Origin of the sequence: Nostoc sp. GT001 (assembly GCF_030382115.1) — a bacterium.
In the GTDB taxonomy this organism is placed as follows: domain Bacteria; phylum Cyanobacteriota; class Cyanobacteriia; order Cyanobacteriales; family Nostocaceae; genus Nostoc.
The window spans coordinates 441,381-461,133 of sequence record NZ_JAUDRJ010000003.1 but is presented as its reverse complement, the minus strand read 5'-3'; the positions used below and the strand labels follow the sequence as shown (position 1 = coordinate 461,133).

Annotated in this window: 15 protein-coding genes and 1 pseudogene; 10 read left to right on the top strand and 6 right to left on the bottom strand. The window is 39.7% G+C overall.

All coding sequences use genetic code 11. From position 1 onward, the window contains the following. Window positions 1–114 precede the first annotated feature (114 nt). Complete coding sequence (locus tag QUD05_RS04835; protein WP_289795095.1) at window positions 115–1,158, top strand: caspase family protein; 1,044 nt, start codon at window positions 115–117, stop codon at window positions 1,156–1,158. 426 nt (window positions 1,159–1,584) lie between these two features. Here the strand turns inward: QUD05_RS04835 and QUD05_RS04830 are convergent, their stop codons facing one another. Beyond that, window positions 1,585–2,673, bottom strand: coding sequence for an aromatic ring-hydroxylating dioxygenase subunit alpha (locus QUD05_RS04830; RefSeq protein ID WP_289795094.1), 1,089 nt, complete (start codon window positions 2,671–2,673; stop codon window positions 1,585–1,587). Between the two features lie 343 nt (window positions 2,674–3,016). On the opposite strand from QUD05_RS04830, the gene QUD05_RS04825 reads away from it, so the two are divergent. Further along, complete coding sequence (locus QUD05_RS04825; protein WP_289795093.1) at window positions 3,017–3,442, top strand: heavy metal-responsive transcriptional regulator; 426 nt, start codon at window positions 3,017–3,019, stop codon at window positions 3,440–3,442. Window positions 3,443–3,448: 6 nt separating this feature from the next. Here the strand turns inward: QUD05_RS04825 and QUD05_RS04820 are convergent, their stop codons facing one another. The 3 genes from QUD05_RS04820 to QUD05_RS04810 are packed head-to-tail and all read right to left on the bottom strand — an operon-like array spanning window position 3,449 to window position 6,273. After that, window positions 3,449–3,676: a hypothetical protein gene (locus tag QUD05_RS04820; RefSeq protein ID WP_289795092.1), complete on the bottom strand. Its 228-nt coding sequence runs from the start codon at window positions 3,674–3,676 to the stop codon at window positions 3,449–3,451. A 19-nt stretch (window positions 3,677–3,695) separates the two neighbouring features. Beyond that, window positions 3,696–6,035: a heavy metal translocating P-type ATPase gene (locus tag QUD05_RS04815; RefSeq protein ID WP_289795091.1), complete on the bottom strand. Its 2,340-nt coding sequence runs from the start codon at window positions 6,033–6,035 to the stop codon at window positions 3,696–3,698. A gap of 43 nt (window positions 6,036–6,078) precedes the next feature. Further along, complete coding sequence (locus QUD05_RS04810; protein WP_190912624.1) at window positions 6,079–6,273, bottom strand: heavy-metal-associated domain-containing protein; 195 nt, start codon at window positions 6,271–6,273, stop codon at window positions 6,079–6,081. 420 nt (window positions 6,274–6,693) lie between these two features. Between QUD05_RS04810 and QUD05_RS04805 the strand changes: the two genes are divergently transcribed. Both QUD05_RS04805 and QUD05_RS04800 read left to right on the top strand, forming a co-directional pair. Then, complete coding sequence (locus QUD05_RS04805) at window positions 6,694–8,133, top strand: RtcB family protein (RefSeq protein WP_289795090.1); 1,440 nt, start codon at window positions 6,694–6,696, stop codon at window positions 8,131–8,133. Between the two features lie 322 nt (window positions 8,134–8,455). Then, window positions 8,456–8,680, top strand: a complete 225-nt coding sequence (locus tag QUD05_RS04800; RefSeq protein WP_289795089.1) for a hypothetical protein — start codon at window positions 8,456–8,458, stop codon at window positions 8,678–8,680. A gap of 832 nt (window positions 8,681–9,512) precedes the next feature. On the opposite strand, the gene QUD05_RS04795 is transcribed toward QUD05_RS04800, so the two are convergent. Beyond that, window positions 9,513–9,845 (bottom strand): hypothetical protein, encoded by a 333-nt coding sequence (locus QUD05_RS04795; protein WP_289795088.1) that lies wholly within the window; start codon window positions 9,843–9,845, stop codon window positions 9,513–9,515. 327 nt (window positions 9,846–10,172) lie between these two features. Here QUD05_RS04795 and QUD05_RS04790 point away from each other — a divergent pair, with 327 nt between their 5' ends. The 6 genes and pseudogenes from QUD05_RS04790 (at window position 10,173) to QUD05_RS04760 (ending at window position 17,471) form a co-directional block, all read left to right on the top strand. Next, complete coding sequence (locus QUD05_RS04790) at window positions 10,173–10,739, top strand: Rieske 2Fe-2S domain-containing protein (RefSeq protein ID WP_289795087.1); 567 nt, start codon at window positions 10,173–10,175, stop codon at window positions 10,737–10,739. A gap of 137 nt (window positions 10,740–10,876) precedes the next feature. Continuing rightward, the gene (locus QUD05_RS04785) at window positions 10,877–11,662 is read left to right on the top strand and encodes an HAD family hydrolase (protein WP_289795086.1); all 786 of its coding nucleotides are present in this window, start codon (window positions 10,877–10,879) and stop codon (window positions 11,660–11,662) included. Between the two features lie 305 nt (window positions 11,663–11,967). Beyond that, window positions 11,968–13,146 carry a DNA double-strand break repair nuclease NurA gene (locus QUD05_RS04780; RefSeq protein WP_289795085.1) on the top strand — a complete coding sequence of 393 codons (1,179 nt, stop codon included), beginning with the start codon at window positions 11,968–11,970 and terminating at the stop codon, window positions 13,144–13,146. A gap of 541 nt (window positions 13,147–13,687) precedes the next feature. After that, window positions 13,688–16,381, top strand: a complete 2,694-nt coding sequence (locus tag QUD05_RS04775) for a PAS domain S-box protein (RefSeq protein WP_354666115.1) — start codon at window positions 13,688–13,690, stop codon at window positions 16,379–16,381. Window position 16,382: 1 nt separating this feature from the next. Next, window positions 16,383–16,661, top strand: a pseudogene (locus QUD05_RS04765) (hypothetical protein); the annotation flags it as partial. A gap of 21 nt (window positions 16,662–16,682) precedes the next feature. Further along, window positions 16,683–17,471 carry an FHA domain-containing protein gene (locus QUD05_RS04760; protein WP_289795084.1) on the top strand — a complete coding sequence of 263 codons (789 nt, stop codon included), beginning with the start codon at window positions 16,683–16,685 and terminating at the stop codon, window positions 17,469–17,471. Window positions 17,472–17,500: 29 nt separating this feature from the next. Here the strand turns inward: QUD05_RS04760 and QUD05_RS04755 are convergent, their stop codons facing one another. Further along, window positions 17,501–19,675, bottom strand: a complete 2,175-nt coding sequence (locus QUD05_RS04755) for a DEAD/DEAH box helicase (RefSeq protein ID WP_289795083.1) — start codon at window positions 19,673–19,675, stop codon at window positions 17,501–17,503. Window positions 19,676–19,753: the final 78 nt, after the last annotated feature.

The following is a 19,753-nucleotide window of genomic DNA, read 5'->3' as shown; positions in this document are numbered from 1 at the left end:
GCTAAAGTGTGTCACCAAACAGCGTGTCTAGACATTGCACTTCTCCACAAGTTATAGAGTATAAAAGGCGATGTCTAACGACAAGCTAGGAGCTACGCATTTATCACCCACCCTATGACAAACCAAACTTTTACCAACGGTTATGCATTACTCATTGGCGTAGGTGCTGATTTACCAGTCACAGTCAAAGATGCAACAGCTATACGAGATATACTGATTGACCAAAGTCGCGCCGCCTATCCATCAGAACAAGTCACACTACTAACCGAAACCTCTGCAACTCGGCAAAATATCCTCGCAGCTTTTGACCAAATCATCGCTCAGGTAAATCAAAATTCTGATGCAACTGTAATCATTTACTACTCCGGTCACGGTGGACGCATCCAGCGTACCAATGAATACTTCCTTGTACCATTCGGTTATAACCCCAGTCAACGCACAGACACAGCAATCTCAGGTGTAGAATTTACCCAAAAAATTGAAGCAATTACAGCGCGGAAACTCGTAGTTTTATTAGATTGTTGTCATGCTGGTGGTGTTCCAGCTTTGAAAGAACCAGGGGAAGCCTTTGTAAAATCGCCCTTACCGCCGGAACTGTTAAATGTGCTAGGAACAGGAAGCGGTCGAGTTGTGGTTGCTTCTTCGCGAGAAGACGAATATTCCTACACTGGTCAACCCTACAGTGCTTTCACAGATTGCTTGTTAGAAGCCTTGCAAGGTAAAGCAGCAGTGAATAAGGACGGCTATGCACGTATTCTTGATATTTTAGTTTACTTGTTTGACCAAGTACCTAAAAGAGCATCAGAGCCGCAGCACCCGTTTGTAAATAAAGTGCTGGATTTGGGCGATAATTTTCCCCTTTGTTATTACGCAGGTGGAAGTAAATTGTTATCTGGTGAAGCAGCAACTATTGAAACTAGTCCAGTTTCTACTAGCTTAACTTCTGGACAACGACGGCGATCGCAACAAAAACTAGACGCACTTCAGGCAGAATTTGATATCCGCAGTGAAAAGTTAAAGCAAATGAAGAAAGCTGTAGCTATTGAGGCTGGTACGGCAGTCAAGTTTCAATTAGAACAGCAGCTTCTTGATGAAGAGACAAAACTGGCACATCTTAACGAGGAACTAGAGAAACTTGAGTCTGCATTACAATCATGAGACTTATGTAAATATACAGTTATTTAGTGCATATAAATCAGGGTTTACTCACCTAGAAACAAGGAAAATAGAGATATTCAGTTAATTGGTGTTTGTTTATACTATTTCATTTTTTTGTAATCGTTATACTCATAACTTAGGTTCTACCTGGGAATTAGGAAGTGGCTTTGCCACTTCTTTTTATTTATCTATTAGTCCAGTAAAAAATCGATTAAAAGTTAAAAGTAACTTTGTTGAACTTTTAACCTTTATTAATTGTTATACCATTTCGCCAAATATCTGCTAGTCATACATTGGTAGAGGCGTACATTTATACACCTCTACAAACGATTCATTTGTTACAATGATTGTTGACAATAGTTATGATATCGCGTGAGTTTAATTGGCCAAGCAGTCTGAGAGAATTTTGGTCATATAGACATGATGTTAGTCGTTACTCATTGTATCTTGCCATCTCTCACGCCTGGGCTTGTTCTCTACATCGCGCGATCGCATTTCTTTCCAAGTCCCCCAAATTAGGGATTGCTGTTTTTCAACATGGTTAATAAACTGCATAATTGAGTGATCTGCTTTAATGGGAGTTTTCAAATCAAACTGAATTGTTTGAAGAATCTTGATGTCACCCATGAGAAAGTACTTAGCTGTAATCTTAGTCAGCCATAGCACAACTCGATTACATAGCCAACCAACAATTCCTTTACGTTTTTTAGTCATCAACAGAACTTGGCCTTCAGTTTTTCCCCCTTCATGGAGGCGAACTGCAACCATCATGTGGATATGAAAGAAATCAGGGCCAATTGTCACAATGCCAATGCTACCATACCAATAGCAAATACTGTAAGTTATGACATTTTTGTAGAAAAGACGGATGAGCTTAATCAAGAAGAAATTGTCTTTGATGGGTGTAGTATTACTGAAGATAATCGCATTTTCGTTCAGTTCGTCTCTTTCAAAAATAATTTCTAGTGGCAATTTGTGAACTGTATTGAGGTGTTGAGCATCAATTGCATTAATCATCACCACATTGGGGTGACAGTTCAGCAAGAAGTGAGAATGGATAGCGACATCACACTCTTTTTGTTCCAACTCTGGAACAAAAGGTAGAGGTTGTTGTGGTATTTCTCCAGTCCAAACCCAAATCATCCCATATTTTTCAGCAGTAGGCCAAGTTTGTAATTTTAGGGAAGGTGGTATATCTAAACATGGGATATCAATACACATCCCCTCTGCATCAAACTTCCAGTGGTGGAAAAAACAACGTAGTGCATTACCCTCAACTTTCCCTTCAGCAAGGTGAGCGCCCATGTGTGGACAGTAGGCATCTAAAGTAACTACTCTTTTGTCTTTACCACGGTAAATTACTAATTCTCTACCCAAAATCGTGACAGGTTTTACTTCACCCACCCGCAGATTTTGAGAAGGTATTACCCAATACCATCCCTCAATAAAACGCTCTGGATTATTGAAAATTTTAGGTTTACGGATTGAGCTAGAAGTCTGCGAGTTGAGATTCATTTTATGGTTTCACTTGAAGTGAAGCAGTTGATCTAGAAGTAACATGGGAACTTCAAAAAAACAGTTACTTTCAGTACCATGAGAAACAGCTACCCCATAAATGAATAAAAATCATCAGTAGAATCTTGAACAAATATTATTAAAAATGTCAAAACTAGGCCGATTTAATATCAGCTAAATCACAAATATCCATTTATAATAGATAATTGAAAAATTATAACTTAGTAAAATCTCTAATTAGATAAAAAGTTCCAATACTGATGATAATATTTGCCTAAACTCTCCAACCGCTTGAATTTAGCAAAATATGTAATAATAATTACAAGAGTTGGGAAAATCTACCATGTTAACTCAAGATAAAAAACTGCTTTTAATTGGTCAGGTAACAGATTTAACTGGAATACCCATCAGGACAATTCGTTATTACGAGAGTTTAGGTTTAATCAATTCATTAAAACGAACAGAGGGAGGCTTTCGCCAGTTTTCATTGGATGTGCTGACTCGTCTAGCATTCATTAAAAGGGCACAAAATCTTGGTCTTAGCCTAGAAGAGATTGGAAATATTCTTCAAGTTTATGACCAAGGGCAAACTCCTTGTGGTGAAATCAAAGAAAAACTTGAAGATAAAGTCTTGCAGATTGATCGCCAAATCGATCAGCTGTTAACTTTGCGCTCTGAAATCAAGGGATTACTTTCAGGCTGGAAGAATATCAGCGCTCATCATGAGGAGACAATTTGTCCGATTATTCAAAACACCTCTCAGGACTGACACTAATCAGGAATCAGGACTTTTATAGAGAAGAAACCACCACAACTCTAGTCCAATTAAAGCTAAACCTGCGATCGCAACACCAACTTTCAAGCCTAAAGGTTGCTCAATGCGTTGAAATTGACTGGTTTGCTCTGATGAATGGGCTGGCATTTCTGCGAATGTTACACCTGATGTTCCAGTGAGCAGCACTAAAGCTATCAGGCTTCCCCAAAGCGTTTTTTGACTGAACATTTCCTAAATTACCCTGCAATTATGAGCTAATTTTTGGTTGAAAGTTACGCAATCTGAGGGCATTGCTAACAACAGACAGCGAAGAAAGAGCCATCGCCGCCCCAGCGATAATTGGATTGAGTAACCAACCAAAGATGGGGAACAAAATTCCTGCCGCAATGGGAATACCAATAACGTTATAAATAAAGGCAAAGAAGAGATTTTGCTTGATATTGTTGATGGTGGCGCGACTAAGTTGAATTGCTGTGACAATTCCTTGCAAATCTCCAGAAATTAGGGTGATATCGCTAGCTGCGATCGCTACATCTGTTCCCGTACCAATAGCAATTCCCACATCAGCCTGTGCTAGCGCTGGCGCATCATTTATCCCATCACCAACCATTGCGACAATTGAGTGCTGAGTTTTGAGTGAGAATTTATAAGAATTCTCTCCCCTTACTCCTCTGCTCCTCTGCTCCTCTGCTCCTCTGCTCCTCTGCTCCCCTTGCAATGATTGGATAATCGCCGCCTTCTGATCTGGACGCACTTCGGCAAAGATTCGCTCAATGCCAACTTGCAGAGCGATTGCATCAGCAGTTTTACGATTATCTCCAGTGAGCATTACTACTTCTAAACCTAACTTCTGTAAGGCTTTCACCACTGCTGCTGACGAAGGTTTTAGGGCATCAGCAATACCCATTATTCCTTGTAGTTCGCCATCTACAGCAATCAAAATAACCGTTTTACCAGCCGCTTCCCAGGCATCTTTATACTGCTGGAGAGTGATGGTGTTAATTCCAAGTTCTGTTAACCAGCGTTGTGTACCAATTTGCACAAGCTGATTTGCAACAACTGCTTGCACGCCACTACCTGCATTAGCTACGAAATCCTTTGCATCTATTAAACTCACTTCTTGGGACTGTGCATATTTCACCACAGCTTCAGCTAAAGGATGCTCAGAATTGCGTTCTACCGTTGCTGCTAACTGTAAAAGCTGGATTTCATTACCATTAGCTGTGCCGTTAACAGTTACAAAATCTGTAACCGTAGGTTTACCCTGAGTCAAAGTGCCAGTTTTATCTAGAACGATAGTTTGAATTTTGTGTGCTAGTTCTAAACTGTCTGCACCCTTAATCAAGATGCCATTTTCCGCACCTTTGCCCGTCCCCACCATTACAGAAGTGGGAGTAGCTAAACCCAAAGCACAAGGACAAGCGATAATCAGTACACCCACCGTTGTCATTGTTGCTAGGGTGAGGTTGCCCGTGAAATTAAACCAAATGACGAAAGTGGCGATCGCAACAGCAATCACAGCTGGTACAAACCATCCTGTCACTTGATCTGCCAAGCGCTGAATGGGTGCTTTAGAACCTTGCGCTTGTTGCACTAATTTGACAATTTGAGCCAAAAATGTATCATTTCCGATTCGTGTCACCCGAAACTGAAATGCACCCGCACCGTTAATCGTCGCCCCAATTACCTCATCACCTGGCTGCTTTTTAACTGGCAAACTTTCACCAGTCACCATCGCTTCATCTACTGTCGAAGCACCTGCAATCACTTCGCCATCTAGGGGAATCTTTTCACCGGGACGCACCAAAATCACGTCGTTGATTTTGACTTCAGCGATGGGAACATCAATTTCCACACCATCACGGATAACTCTGGCATCTTTGGCTTGCAGTCCGATGAGTTTGCGGATAGCTTCAGAAGTTTGTCCCCTAGCGCGATTTTCTAACAACCGCCCCAGTAAAATTAAGGTAATCACAATGGCGGCAACTTCATAATAAATATGAGGTATCAAGCCTTGAGCAATAAAAAATTTTGGGAAAACAGTGACAAACAAAGAATATAGATATGCTGCACTTGTACCCAAAGCAATCAGCGTGTCCATCGTCGCCGTATGGCGTTTGAGCGATTTCCAGCCATTCCGGTAAAAAGATCCTCCACACCAGAACACGACAGGTGTTGTCAGCACTAACTGCACCCAAGGATTTTGCAGGAAGTTGGGAATCAAGGGTAAATTTAGCCCAGTCATCATGGGCAACGACCCCAAAAATAGGAAAATGCTGATTACACCTCCCACCGCTACCTTGAGGGAGAGTTGGCGTTGTAATGCTTGCCTACTCGCAATCTCTGCATCATCTTCTTCGGTGAGCAATTCTTCTTGGAGTGAGTCAGAAGAGTATCCCGCAGCTGCGATCGCACTTTGGATTTTCTCTAAACTTGCTAGAGAGCGATCGTACTTGATGGTAGCTTGTTCTGCTCCAAAGTTAACGTTACAGTCAATTACCCCAGGAACAGAGCGAATTGCCTTTTCGATGTTGCTGGCGCAAGCGGCGCAACTCATGCCTCGAAGTTTGAGCGTGAGAGTATCCATAACTAGATGAACCCCTGTCATTGATGTGGGAGGATCTTAAAGATTAAGCAACTGGATAGCCAGCAGCAGCCAACGCTTCCTTAATTGCTGTTTCTGATGCTTGAGTTTCTACACTGACAAGCTTGGTTGTTGGATCGGCCTGAACGCTAGCATTGGCATCGACTGCTTGAAGGGCTTTGGTGATGGTGTTTGCACAAACCGAACAAGCCATGTTGGGAACTGTGAGTTGGAGAGTCATAGATTTACGGGATAAAATGAACAACTTAGCCAGATCGAGCTGGATGACTGAGACGTATCCCTCACACATCAGAAATAACTGGAAAGAGAGTCGTCTTAAATTCATCCTAGACTCTCTAGCTAGGCTGGAGAGTCTAGAGATTTTTAAAAGTTTTTCGCTAAACTTTAAATTTCTTTACAACTTTGGTTCTATCGAGTAACCATTGCCTATCAAAAATACAACGTACTACAAAACACTTGTCATTTGATGAAACTGTGTGTTATTAAGGCTATATAACCACATTAGTCAGAATTAACCTGTTGTTTTCCCCACAGTTCTGGAAAAATGACCTTCTGCACTAATTGAGACGCGGCTGCTGAACCAAGTCTCCTCCTCTCTTCACAACAAAGGGTCTTCTTTAAGACCTTATTTGGAGTTTTCATGCAGCCAAAAAATCTCAAACGTCTCCTGCGTGCTTTAGAGCGCCAAGGTTTAGATGTAACTTATAACAATCGCACTTATTCAGTTCGTTTAGTTAATTCTCCTGATGCCCCTGTAGCAGAAGTGTTGCTGCCAGAAGACTTCCCCGTAGAAGCTAAGGCATTGAAGCAGTTAGCAAATTTAGCAAGCGTCTGTCACCCGTCAGGTGGATGCGTTTGTCGTGCCTGTGCTACGCCTGACTTTCACCCAGGTGATGCGGGTGTTGCCATTGGTTCAATCGTAGAAACAGTAGGTCAAGTTATCCCTGGCGCTGTCGGTTCTGACATCAATTGTGGGATGCGCCTGCATATTGTTGATTTGACAATCGAGGAATTTCTGGCAAAGCGCGACCAGTTCGTAGAACGGATGAAGGGGGATTACTTCTTCGGTACGCGTGATGTAACTATGACTGCTCGTACAATGCAAGCTTTGTTTCAGTACGGAGTTCCCGGTTGGCTGGATGCCATGCTAAATAAGCCTACAGGGAGTATAGTCAAGTCCGATTTGCAACAACTTGCCCAAGAGAGCTATCGCATTTTCTTAGATGGTTCAATGGATGGTGACTGGAAACTAGCGCCTGAAGAATTAGTTCCCGATGCTGGACTAGTGCGCGATGGCGGACTGGCAACCATTGGCGGCGGTAATCATTTTGTCGAAGTGCAACGGGTTGATAAAGTCAAAAATCGCACACTTGCCCACGCCTGGGGAGTGCGCGAGGGACAGCTAGCTTTTATGATTCACTCTGGTTCTCGAAACGTGGGTAAATATATTGGGGGAATTTGGCGAGATAAAGCTAAGGCGACTTGGCAAAAAGGTCTGAAATATCCCGATTCTCAGATTTTTCCTCTCTCTACTTCTTCTCACCCCGAACTAGTCGCCAGTTACCTGCAAGCTGAAGCCACTGCTGCTAACTATGCCTTTGTCAATCGCCTGTTGTTAGCAGAACTGCTACGTCTGCGTTTGCGGGAAGTATACAAAGATGTCGAAGCACCTTTAGTTTATGACTTGCCCCATAACATCACCTTACCAGAAGGTCAGGGATGGGTAACACGCAAGGGCGCTTGTCCTGCCCATACAGGACAAGCAGTGATTATCCCAGGTTCAATGGGTGCTTATTCTTATCTGATGGTGGGTAAAGGAAATCCAGCATTTTGTAACTCGGCGTCACATGGGGCGGGAAGAATTCGTTCTCGGTTCGACCTCAGTCGCAGAGGTGCATCTCAAAGTGAGACAGAACTGGGATTAACTGGAGTAGACTGCATTACCCTGCGTGAAGAACGCCGAATTGAGGAAGCACCTGCTGCCTACAAACCGATTCAGTCTGTGATTGATGTGCAGGTTGAGGCAGAAATGGTAGACGTTGTAGCGCGATTGAGTCCAGTGTTGACGTTTAAGGCGTAGATGGCCAAATAAAAAGCCCCTGGCGTTGACCAGGGGTTATCCATCTTTATTCCCTCATCTAGAATGGCATCTGTGAAGCGATAGTAAACCCGTATTAATGCAATAAATGCATATTAATGATGATTATTTTGCAATCGGCTAGTTTAGATAGGAATTTACTCAGTTTCATAGATGAGAGCGATGTCTACGACGAGCTACGCCTAAGCTTTTTTCTCTTCACTCGATCAAAAAAAGGTTTAGGCTGCTAGTCTGTTTTGTCAAATTAAGCAATTGTTCTAATTGTTTGTATGTATAGCTTCTGAGTGCAATCTCCATTTAAAACATGGGATTGTGTTCATTATCCCAACACTTGCGATCGCTCCAATTTCTGCCAGTATCTTCGCATTCAGATGCATTATCTATCCAAGGAATCGATGTAGAGTGGTACGAGTTTCCAATGGCAGCAAATAAGCTAGCACTGAATAAGGGTAATAATAAGGATAAAATTATTAATGTACAAATTGGTAGAGTGATTAAATATCCAGTGAGCAGTATAATGTTGCTATGAGTCAAAATAAATGTACCTATTTTCTTGTTTTTTTGACGAGTTTTTAAGCTGGTTCTTGAATTCGAGAAATGCATAATGCAACCCTATTAATACCAGTTTATATAACAATCAAATTTGATTTCTAAAAGCCAAGCTAACTAAGAGCAAGCCCGATTGGGTTTTGCTCTCACTCTGTTTAGCAAAAATCAAATATGAGTCTTATATAAGTATGGATTTTTACGTAAGAACATTATTCAGGCTATACACTCTGATGTCAAAGCTATAAGTGATGACTTCTTAGAACTTTTAATCTCTGGGCGTAAAAAAATGTTTTACGTGAAAATATCTTGAAGTTTTGGCACTCGCTTTTGTGTAAATACTGACAAACTTCACTCACAGCCTTCTTTCGCAGATCCAGCAAAAATACTGATATATTGCTGGATATTTATATATAGCAGTTTTCAAGTTGGTGAGGTACACAAGCTAAGTCTATTATCCAGACAGAATGTTTTACTTCTGAAGTCTGCTGTATCTGTATCTGATACCAAAATTTGGTGTAATCCTGGCAGAATAGAAGTAGCACTAATTCTTTTTTATGCCTAGAGACGATAAATCCGAAACTTCACAAAAGAGTGCATCTGCGATCGTTAGTTATGANAGATTTTTAACTGAACTCAAAATCAAAACACGAATTTCTAGCGCTCAGTTACGGGCCGCAGTTGCAGTCAATAAAGAATTACTGTTACTCTACTGTCAGAAGAAAATATCTTCAATCTGCTGTCAGCGCGAGACGCAAAGAAGCAGAGAGTATTTGATAACTTCTCTGTATCCCTGCGTCTTCCATAAACTACTACTACCAAATTCGATTTCCATTTTCATCAAGTCGTGCCTGCCGAATTACGTCAGAGATTTCTTCAGCATCTTTAACGTGATGGAGTGCCTTCTTTTCGCCGTTGGGTTCATCCACAACAAAGTAAGTCGGTACTGTGATTCTATCGCCTGTAATGTCTGGTACATCATCAACCGCTGCCTGTTTAGCCTTCTCTTCAATTGATTGAGGCTTATCAGAAATTCTATCTCCTGGATTCGCGGTTAGGTTTCTTTCGTTCACATCTGGCTTTTCACGAGAATCCCGGTCTTCGCTTACTGGTTGATTAATTTGGTTTTCTTGATTTTTATCACTCATGGCACTTTCAGTTATTAAAATATATTGCTTGACTAACAACAGCTTAAAAAATCAAAAGCATAAAGAGTTCTTTCCCTGGAGAGAGTTTGAGAATATATTTTGAAGAGATTTTGTGAGGAACATATCTTAGGTTATAGCCTAGCTCTGAGGTTTATAAATAACCTCATACTCCAGAAATAAATAATAATTAAAAATTAAAGTTCAGGAACAGTTCTTAAAAAAGCCAATTTTATGAAAATCAATCCACAGTAAACATAAATGTACATTAATACTAATGCGATCGCGCCGTAGTATATTAGTAGACCTTTCTTGGTAAATCGAATCATCATGGAAGATTCTTCTAGTAATGGCAAAATTCCAGCGAAGATAAAAACACGCCGGGATTTTTTAACCTATATGCTAGGTACTACAGTTGCATCAGTAGCTATTAGATATCTTTTTCCCAAAGTCAGCCAAAGTCGTGAGATAGACCTAGAAACCCAATCTTCGCTTTATCCAAAGAATTCACGCTGTCAAAATTATCTTCCAGGGTCGGTGGCACTGGCTGAAGACGGCAAGCAAATTGAAGCTAATGCACTATTAGCAACCGCAAAGCCAGGAATTCCGATTCTCGTGAAAGGCTTGCCAGATCGTAGCGTTGATTATCTGATTATTCAAGACGGGCTACAAATTGCTGAGTACGCTATCAGTCCAATCTGCACCCATTTAGGATGTACAGTCGAGTGGGATCTTGAGAAAAATCACTTTATTTGCCCTTGTCATGGATCTCAATACGATTCTCAAGGTCGAGTTGTTCATGGCCCAGCTAAACTCTTAATACCACTAATCACCGTAGTAGTCAAGCAAAACCAAATTCGTTTAGTCGATCGCAAACCTGGTGTAGATCCTCGTTAACCTAGCATTAACAAATCAAATTTACAATGCCACCATACTTTTTCAGCAAATTTATGAATTATAAAAGACTAACAAAAATTACTGCATGATTTAAATTTGTCAGGTAAGCTGACAACAGCAGTTTCATTCTCAAACCAATGACCACAAGTAGTCCCAAAATTTTAGCTCTGGACTTTGATGGAGTGATTTGCGACGGATTAATTGAATATTTTGAGGTAGCATGGCGTACCTACTGTGAAATTTGGTCTTCTGCTAACGATACACCCCCAGATGATTTAGCTTTGAGATTCTATCGACTAAGACCTGTTATTGAAACAGGTTGGGAAATGCCCATTTTAATTAAAGCCTTGATAGATGGAATTCCTGACGAAAAGATTCTGCATGAATGGGTAAGCATTGCCCCAAAAATTTTGTTAAATGATAAGCTCCAAGCAAGAGAAATTGCTGCGAAACTAGATAACCAGCGAGATGAATGGATTACCACTGATTTAAGTGGTTGGCTGAGTCTGCATAGATTTTATCCGGCTGTAATAGAAAAAATAAAATTAACTATTGACAGTGGAGTTAAACTATACATTGTGACAACTAAAGAAGGGCGTTTTGTAGAGCAGTTGTTGCAACAAGAAGGAGTGAATTTACCACCGGAAGCAATCTTTGGGAAAGAAGTCAAGCGTCCTAAATATGAAATTTTGCGAGACTTAATTCAGTCAGCAGGAGACAAGTCAGTTAGTCTCTGGTTTGTAGAAGATAGACTCAAAACATTACAGTTAGTCCAACAGCAAGCAGACCTTGAAGATGTGAAACTTTTTCTTGCGGACTGGGGCTATAATACCCAAGCAGAAAGGGAATCGGCTCAAAACGATCCGCGAATTCAGTTGTTATCACTTTCACAGTTTGCCAAAGATTTCTCAGCTTGGCTTTAATATATTAAATATCTAGTGAAAAAGAGACGTAGTAGTGCTACGTCTCTACAAGGATTCTGAATAACGCATATTTAATTTGTAGACGTATATATGTAAATCAAACTATGTGTTTTATAAATTTAGGTGAAATAATAACTCATATCATATCCGCCAAATTATCCATAATAATAAAAGAACCCCACCCCCAACCCCTCCCCGCCTGCGGAGAGGGGAGCTAAAGCGCAGCTTTGGCGGGGTGGGGTTCCGGGTATTATGTTTAATTGCCCAGACATGATATCACAAGTATTCACTCCTCACTTACTTTTATGCTTGACCTAACAAAACTGGCGCGACAAATGCAGGGTTTAAGCCAGCATCTTACCTTAGAAGCTGCTGCCAGTCGTCAGCGTTTAGAATTGGCGCAACAACATTTAAAAAATGCTTACGAGTGTCAACAAGATTTAATCGATCGCCAGGAAAAATGGCGCGATCGCATTCTCTTTGCTAATGCTACCCCAATTGAACCACTAGAAACTTGCATTGATATCCCAGTTCCCCCAAAAGTCCATACTGTCATCGCTACCGATGGTTCTCAAATTGCCCCCAACCATCACGAAATTGCTTACTGTTATCTCCTAAATATTGGCAGAGTCGTCCTACACTATGGACAAAATCGCCATCCGCTACTCGATAGTTTACCAGAGGTATTTTATCGCCCAGAAGATTTATATATGTCTCGGCAGTGGGGAATTAGAACTGAGGAATGGATGAGTTTTCGCCGCACTGCTTCAGAAGCAACGGTGTTAGCAGAACTGGCGTGTGATGCAGCACAAGCGGAAATGCCAGCACTAGCAATGGTAGATGGTTCGCTAATTTACTGGTTTTTAGAACAATTGCCGATGGATGCACGCGATCGCATTTTACCCCCCATCTTAGAAGCTTGGCAGCAGATGCGTGATGCTCGAATTCCTTTAATGGGCTATCTTAGCGCCTCTCGCAGCATCGAAACAATGAACTTTTTACGGTTATTAGCTTGTCCCCATCCAGCGCCAGACTGTAAAAGTCATTGCCCAAATCAGCTAGAAAAAGTACCTTGTAAAATTTTTGAACAGTTGCGAGATACTTCTGTTTGGGCAACTCGACTCAAACCAGGACAACGCAGTACTCTGTGGCGCAGCAATTCTCCCATTCTCGAACTTTATGGCGATCAGACAATTTACTTTTGCTACGTCCACGTTGGCACTGAAATCGCCCGAATCGAAGTTCCGGCATGGGTAGCGGAGAATGCAACCATGTTAGACCAAGCACTGGGACTGATGTTAGCACAAGTGCAAAAAGGGTATGGTTATCCTGTAGCGATCGCTGAAGCCCATAACCAAGCAGTAGTAAAAGGTGGCGATCGGGCGCGTTTCTTTGCTCTTCTCGAACAACAAATGATTAAAGCTGGTTTGAAAAACGTGGGAACTTCCTACAAAGAAGCCAGAAAGCGCGGGAGTATTGCTTAAAATAATTTGTAATAACGCTCCTGCGTCGCTAACGCTACGCTAAAGTAATTCGTAATTGAATTCTTAGCTACTTAAGGACAATTACAGATAAAAATTCTGATTAATTCAGTTTACGTAACACTTCTTATCTTAAATTTAAAATATAAATGTTTACTTTACAGCTTTTTAGGGAAACCTTTACTTAGTAGAGAACTAAGTCAACAGCTAGCTAGCTTACTCAGTAAAAACTAGTAGATACTTATTGGCTTTAGGGACTTGCGTGAAAATAAAGTACCAATAAACCGAGTTTCGAGTGCGCTCAACTCTCGACATCTGAGGGTTGAGCGCAGCGATGCACTGAGCGCAGTCGAAGTGTCGAAACCCTCCTGGCTGGGACACTATTAACCCGCAGATCCCTTACTATCAAGCTCATTAACCAGTCTTCGTCATAACTGATATTAGGCGAGTCTCTAGATTGGAAAATCCTATTGCAATGGTTATTAAATTTTAACAATACACGTATTAAGTTTTCTCCAAAAATATTCATACCTAAAAAAAGCTGATGAAACTAGTTAAATCTGAGTACAAAAAATGCGAAGAAAAATACTCTCGATTTTTCTCACTTTCTATAGATTTATTGTGTATTGCTAACTTTGATGGTTATTTTAAGTATTTAAATCCAGTATGGACAAAAACACTAGGTTGGTCAATTCGTGAACTTATTGCTAAACCTTTCATCGAATTTATTCACTCTGAAGATCGTGAATTAACTATTGCAGCAGCCCAAAAAATTACACAATCTCTAGATGCAGTCAGTTTTGAAAACCGCTATCTTTGTCGCGATGGTTCTTATAAATGGCTGTCATGGAATGCGACTAGTTTCAGTGAAGAAAAATTAATTTATGCAGTAGCTCGTGACATCACTGCTAATAAACAGAATGAGATAGCACTAAAAAATTCTATCCAAGAATTAGAAGCTTTTAGATTTGCTTTAAATGCCCATTCACTAGTAGCTATTACTGATAGAACTGGAAGAATTACCTATGTCAATGACCTATTTTGTGAAGTTTCTAAATATTCTTCAGAAGAACTTTTAGGGCAAGATCATCGGATTATCAATTCTGGACACCACACAAAAGAATTTTTTGCAAACTTATGGAAAACTATTGCCCAAGGGAAAATCTGGAAAGGAGAAATTCAAAATAAAGCTAAGGATGGCACTTTTTATTGGGTGGATACTTTGATCGCCCCAATGTTGGGACAAGATGGAAAGCCTTATCAATATGTATCGATTCGTACAGATATTACACAGCGTAAGCTTTCAGAGTTAGCTTTATTGGAGCGATCGCGCTTGTCAGTTTTGAGTGCAGAAGTCAGTTTAGCATTATCTCAAAGTGGCACACTTCCAGAAATTTTGCAAAATTGTACAAATACTATTTCCCAATACCTTGATATCGGCTTTGTTTGTATCTGGACATTTGAACGACAGACAAACCAGCTACAATTGCAAGCTGGCGTTCATTGCACAGATATTACTTGTAGTACTTTGAGCGATACTCAAGATTTCCCAGAGCATATCGCTTTAGTCAATAATACTATTGGCTTAATGATTCAAAACCATCAAGCTATTTTTAACCAAGAACTGTCAATTAATCATTCAGAAAAGCTTATCGAGTCTACATTTTCAATTTCTCGATTTTCTGCTTATCCCCTAATAGTAGAGCAGCAAATAATCGGTATCATGGCTTTATTTAGTAAGCAATTATTTACCGAACCAACTCATAATCTATTAAATTGGATTGCTAATAATATTGCTGTAGCTATTGACCGAATCTGGGCGCGCGAAGAACTCCTCAGCCGTCGGGAAGCCTTGTTACTGCGTCTAGCTAGTCAAATCCGCAGTTCTCTTGACCTAGATATGATCCTAGAAACTGCTGTGAACGAAATTCGCAGCTTATTACAAATTGACCGTTGCTACTTTCTTTCTTATTTACCGCACCCATCCCAAGCAAGCCTAACTATTACCTATGAAGCACGAAACCCTAACTTGGCAAGTATGTTAGGCAGTATTCCACTGCACAAAAGCACTTTTTTGACTCAAAACCTTCTTTCTCAAGAGCTAATTTGTATAGAAAATATTAATAATAAATCACAACTTGATTATGATATGCAAGAACTTTTAACTGAGTTTGGGATCACCTCTCAACTAATGCTACCAGTTAAAAGCAATTCTGGAGAGATTGGAGCAATTGTTTGCAGTCATTGTAGTGGCGATCGCATTTGGAATAACAGTGAAATCAACCTGTTACAAGCTGTTTGCGATCAAATAGCGATCGCAATCGATCATGCACAACTTTATATCCAAAGTCGCACTGCTACTTTAGAAGCTCAAACTCAAGCTGAAAAACTCACCGAAACCTTGCATAAATTGCAACAAACTCAATCTCAACTGATCCAAAATGAAAAAATGTCTAGCTTAGGACAATTAGTTGCCGGAGTTGCTCATGAAATCAACAATCCAGTTAATTTTATTCATGGTAACTTAACCTATGCTAACGAATACTTTCAAGAGATGTTAACTCTCTTGCACCTTTATCAACAACATTATCCTCAACCGGAAGTAGAAATTGAAGATTTCGCTAAAAAAATTGATTTAGAATTCCTTACTAGTGACCTTTCTCAACTCCTATCCTCGATGAATATGGGTACTAATCGTATCCGGGAAATTGTTTTGGGATTGCGAAATTTTTCTCGTCATGATGAAGCAGATAAAAAATTAGTTGACATTCATGAAGGAATTGAAAATACGTTATTAATTTTGCATCATCGCTGGAAAAATAATGGAATTGGGTTAGATATATCTATAGTTAAAGAATATGGTGATTTGCCTCTAGTTGATTGTTATCCTGGGCAGCTAAATCAAGTATTTATGAATATTTTAACTAATGCGATCGATGCTTTAGAAGAGTCAATGGTTAAGATAAAAACAAATTATAAACCGCAAATTATAATTCGTACTGAAATTTTAGAGAGTAAATTTGTTGTCATCCGAATTGCTGACAACGGATTAGGAATGGTAGAAGATATTAAAAAGCGGTTATTCGATCCATTTTTCACCACGAAACAAGTAGGTAAGGGAACAGGTTTAGGACTGTCAATTAGCTACCAAATTATAGTAGAAAAACATGGTGGAATTTTGAATTGTCTATCAGAACCAGGAAAAGGCACAGAATTCTGGATTCAAATTCCAATTTAAAAAGACTCTACCAGAATATCTCAAAATTGAAATAATCAAGGAATATGGTGAGTTACCTCTGTTAGAGTGTTATGCAGGGCAGTTAAATCAAGTGTTAGGGTTAGGCTTATCGATTAGCTATCAGATTGTGGTGTAGAAAAACTCTGGAGTACTGCGGTGTGAGTCAGAACTAGGCAAAGGAAGCGAGTTTTGGATTGAAATTCCTTTGCATCAGGTGGGGAAATCGGTAAGCCACAACGGATTAAAATTGCTTACTGATTTGCAAAAGTCAAAAGTCTAGAGAAATTATTGACTAAAAACTATGCAAAATTTAAGTACATCCAACGCTATTATCGGACTGAGTTTGGAACTTTTTCATGTCCAAACCAACACTGCTTTTGAGTTAGCACCAAATACTGCGGTGTTTCATATGGGTAAACCCAATGACCAAATTCCGCCAGATATTGATGTTTCCAACTTGCCAGATGCAGATGTAGTGTCTCGCATCCATGCAAAGATTAAAATCTACAAAAACAATTACTTTATTGAAGATTTAGGGAGTTCTAATGGGACATTTGTCAACAACACTAAATTAGAACCTAGAACACCCTGTCAAATCAATTTAGGAGATAAAATAGACCTTGGTCAAGGAGAAAAAGTCACGTTTATATTTCAAGATAATATACAACATCAACAAAATCTTCTTCCCCTTGCAAGTTCCACAAAAATGCAGGCTCAAATTGCTGTTAACAATAGACAACCTCCAGTGAAGAAGACAAGCAAGTATATAGGCTTGGCTTTGATGATTGCAGGGATCATCATTTTAACTGCAAATATTCGTGTTGGTATATTTTTTGGCATTCCTGGTTTATTGCTATGTATTTCCGGTATTTTCGTCCTTTGTCAGCAGCGAATAAACCCTAACTTAGGATGGATTTTGATAGCGCTAGGCATTGTAGTCATAGCTTTTACTGGTAATGTATTTGCGTCAGTTAATCTTTTAGTTGTTGTGGCATCATCTGCGTTATTTTTCGTAGGATATCAACTTTTGAATACTGGAAAAATCTTAAATTATGATTTGCGATCGCTCCAGGAATTAATTAAAAAATAGCTTATTTTCAATAATTTAAAATTACCTTTTTATTCTTTCCACAATGCCACTTGCTCTTTCAGTTCCGTCATATCCAAATAATCGTGAGCAAAAGCTTTCCATAAAAGTGGATGAGGAATAAAACCATCATATTTTTGAATTTCTGGTGCTTCTGAGGTACTTACTAAATCTTCTGAGGTAATTCTTTGTTCACACAATGAAGCAATTTCACGATAAAGATATTTAAATTTATCCTTACCTAATTTGATTGTCAAATAATAGGGATTGACTCCACTAATACTTGTAATTTCCAATGATTCCCGACAGTATGAGTTGAGTAATCTTTCTAAGGTGCGATAAGCAAGCGTGCCCATCCAAGGAAAAATACAGCATTTACCTTTTTCTAATTGCAAAATATTCTGCTTATCTAATCCAACCTGCTGCACCAATTGGCGAACTTGATATAAACGTTGTAAAGCATTTTTTTGCAAGTAACTGTATTCAATATTCTCAAATAAGACTTGCTGCATTCGTTGCAAAACTTTCGTATGAATAGTACCACCACCACCACGCCAATAAATACTAGATTTACCCTCAGCTTGTTTAACAAAAATAACCTTCTTTTTAAAGTCAACTTCTACGACTTCCCAACTTCTGCCAGCTAAAGCAAATTGATTACCAACAGGAAGTGGCGTGACAATACTGCCAATTTCTGTTGCACCTTGCTTAACAATATATTCTTGCTGTTCAGCAAAGACGGCATAAAACTGAAATTTTCTTACTACCTTTTCTCCTGACAAACCCAGGATGAATTTACCATGTTCAGTATGCTGAATATGACCAATATCAATTAAATAGCGTAGTAATAGTTGTAAATCTTCTTTGGAAATCGCAGCAAAGGGCGGCAGATTAAAAATTTGTTTAGCTAAAGCATTAGCTGAAATTTCTCCTGCTGCCGTTAAAATACTCATTGTTTGGTGATAAAGCAAACTCAAAGGATATTTAATTGGTCTAATTGGTTCAATCCATTGTTCCTCTAAATAAAGTTGAATTATCGCAATACACTGTAAAAGTTGCCAGGGGATTTGTTCTGGCAGAGAAGCTTCTGCTAATGGCTTATCTTCAGCGCAGACAAAACGCATATCAGCAGCTTCGCCTCTTCTGCCACTTCGTCCCAAACGTTGTAAAAAGCTAGCTACAGACAAGGGTGATTCTAATTGAATAACTCGCTCTAAATAACCGATATCTATGCCTAATTCTAGAGTCAAAGTAGCGGCGGTAACAGCTGGATTGTTGGGTTCACGCATTGCATTTTCAGCAGCTTGCCGCAAACTAGCAGATATACTCCCATGATGCACATGATATATATCTGGTAATCCTTGTTCCGTGGCAATTTGTCGCAAAGATGCAATTACAGACTCGGTACGTGTGCGATTATTAGCAAATATCAGGCATTTGCGAGATTTGCTAAGGTTAAAAATATATTGTTCATCAGATGTCGCCTCTGATTCATCTACTTCATCAGTAATATAAAAATGTTCTACAGCTAGTTTTATTTGCCGTTTTATACCATCAACTCTTGGTGTAATAACTGGCTTATCTGTTCCCGATCGCAGCCAATTTTCCGCTATTGAGTAATCACCCAGAGTTGCCGATAAACCAATACGACGCGGTTGTTTTTGTGTCAACTTTGCTAAACGTTGTAATTGGCAAATAATTTGACAACCGCGTTCTGAACCCATAAAGGCGTGAATTTCATCAATGATCACAAACCTTAAATCACCAAATAAGCGAGGTATGTCACTATTTTTGTTAATTAACAAACTTTCTAGAGATTCTGGGGTAATTTGGAGAATGCCTTGAGGATTCTTTAAAAGCTTGTTTTTTCGAGTTTGCGAAACATCGCCGTGCCAGTGCCAAACTGGAATATCTGCTTCTTTGAGTAAGTCGTTAAGACGCTCAAATTGATCGTTAATTAAAGCTTTGATTGGACTAATGTATAATGCGCCAATTGTGGCAGCAGGGTTGGCATGTAATAGAGTCAAAACTGGTAGAAAAGCTGCTTCTGTTTTACCCGCAGCAGTTGCAGCAGTAACTAGCAAGTGAGCATCAGTGTCAAATATAACTTGACAAGCGGCAATTTGAACTGGACGTAATTCAGTCCACTGGTGATGATAAATATATTCTTGGATGAAGGGTGCAAGTCGGCTAAAGGGATCGCTCATATTTTTTATGGATAAAATTTTTAGTAAAACTACTCCTTGGTATTTCAGAACCCTCGAATCATGTATCAACCAGTTCCA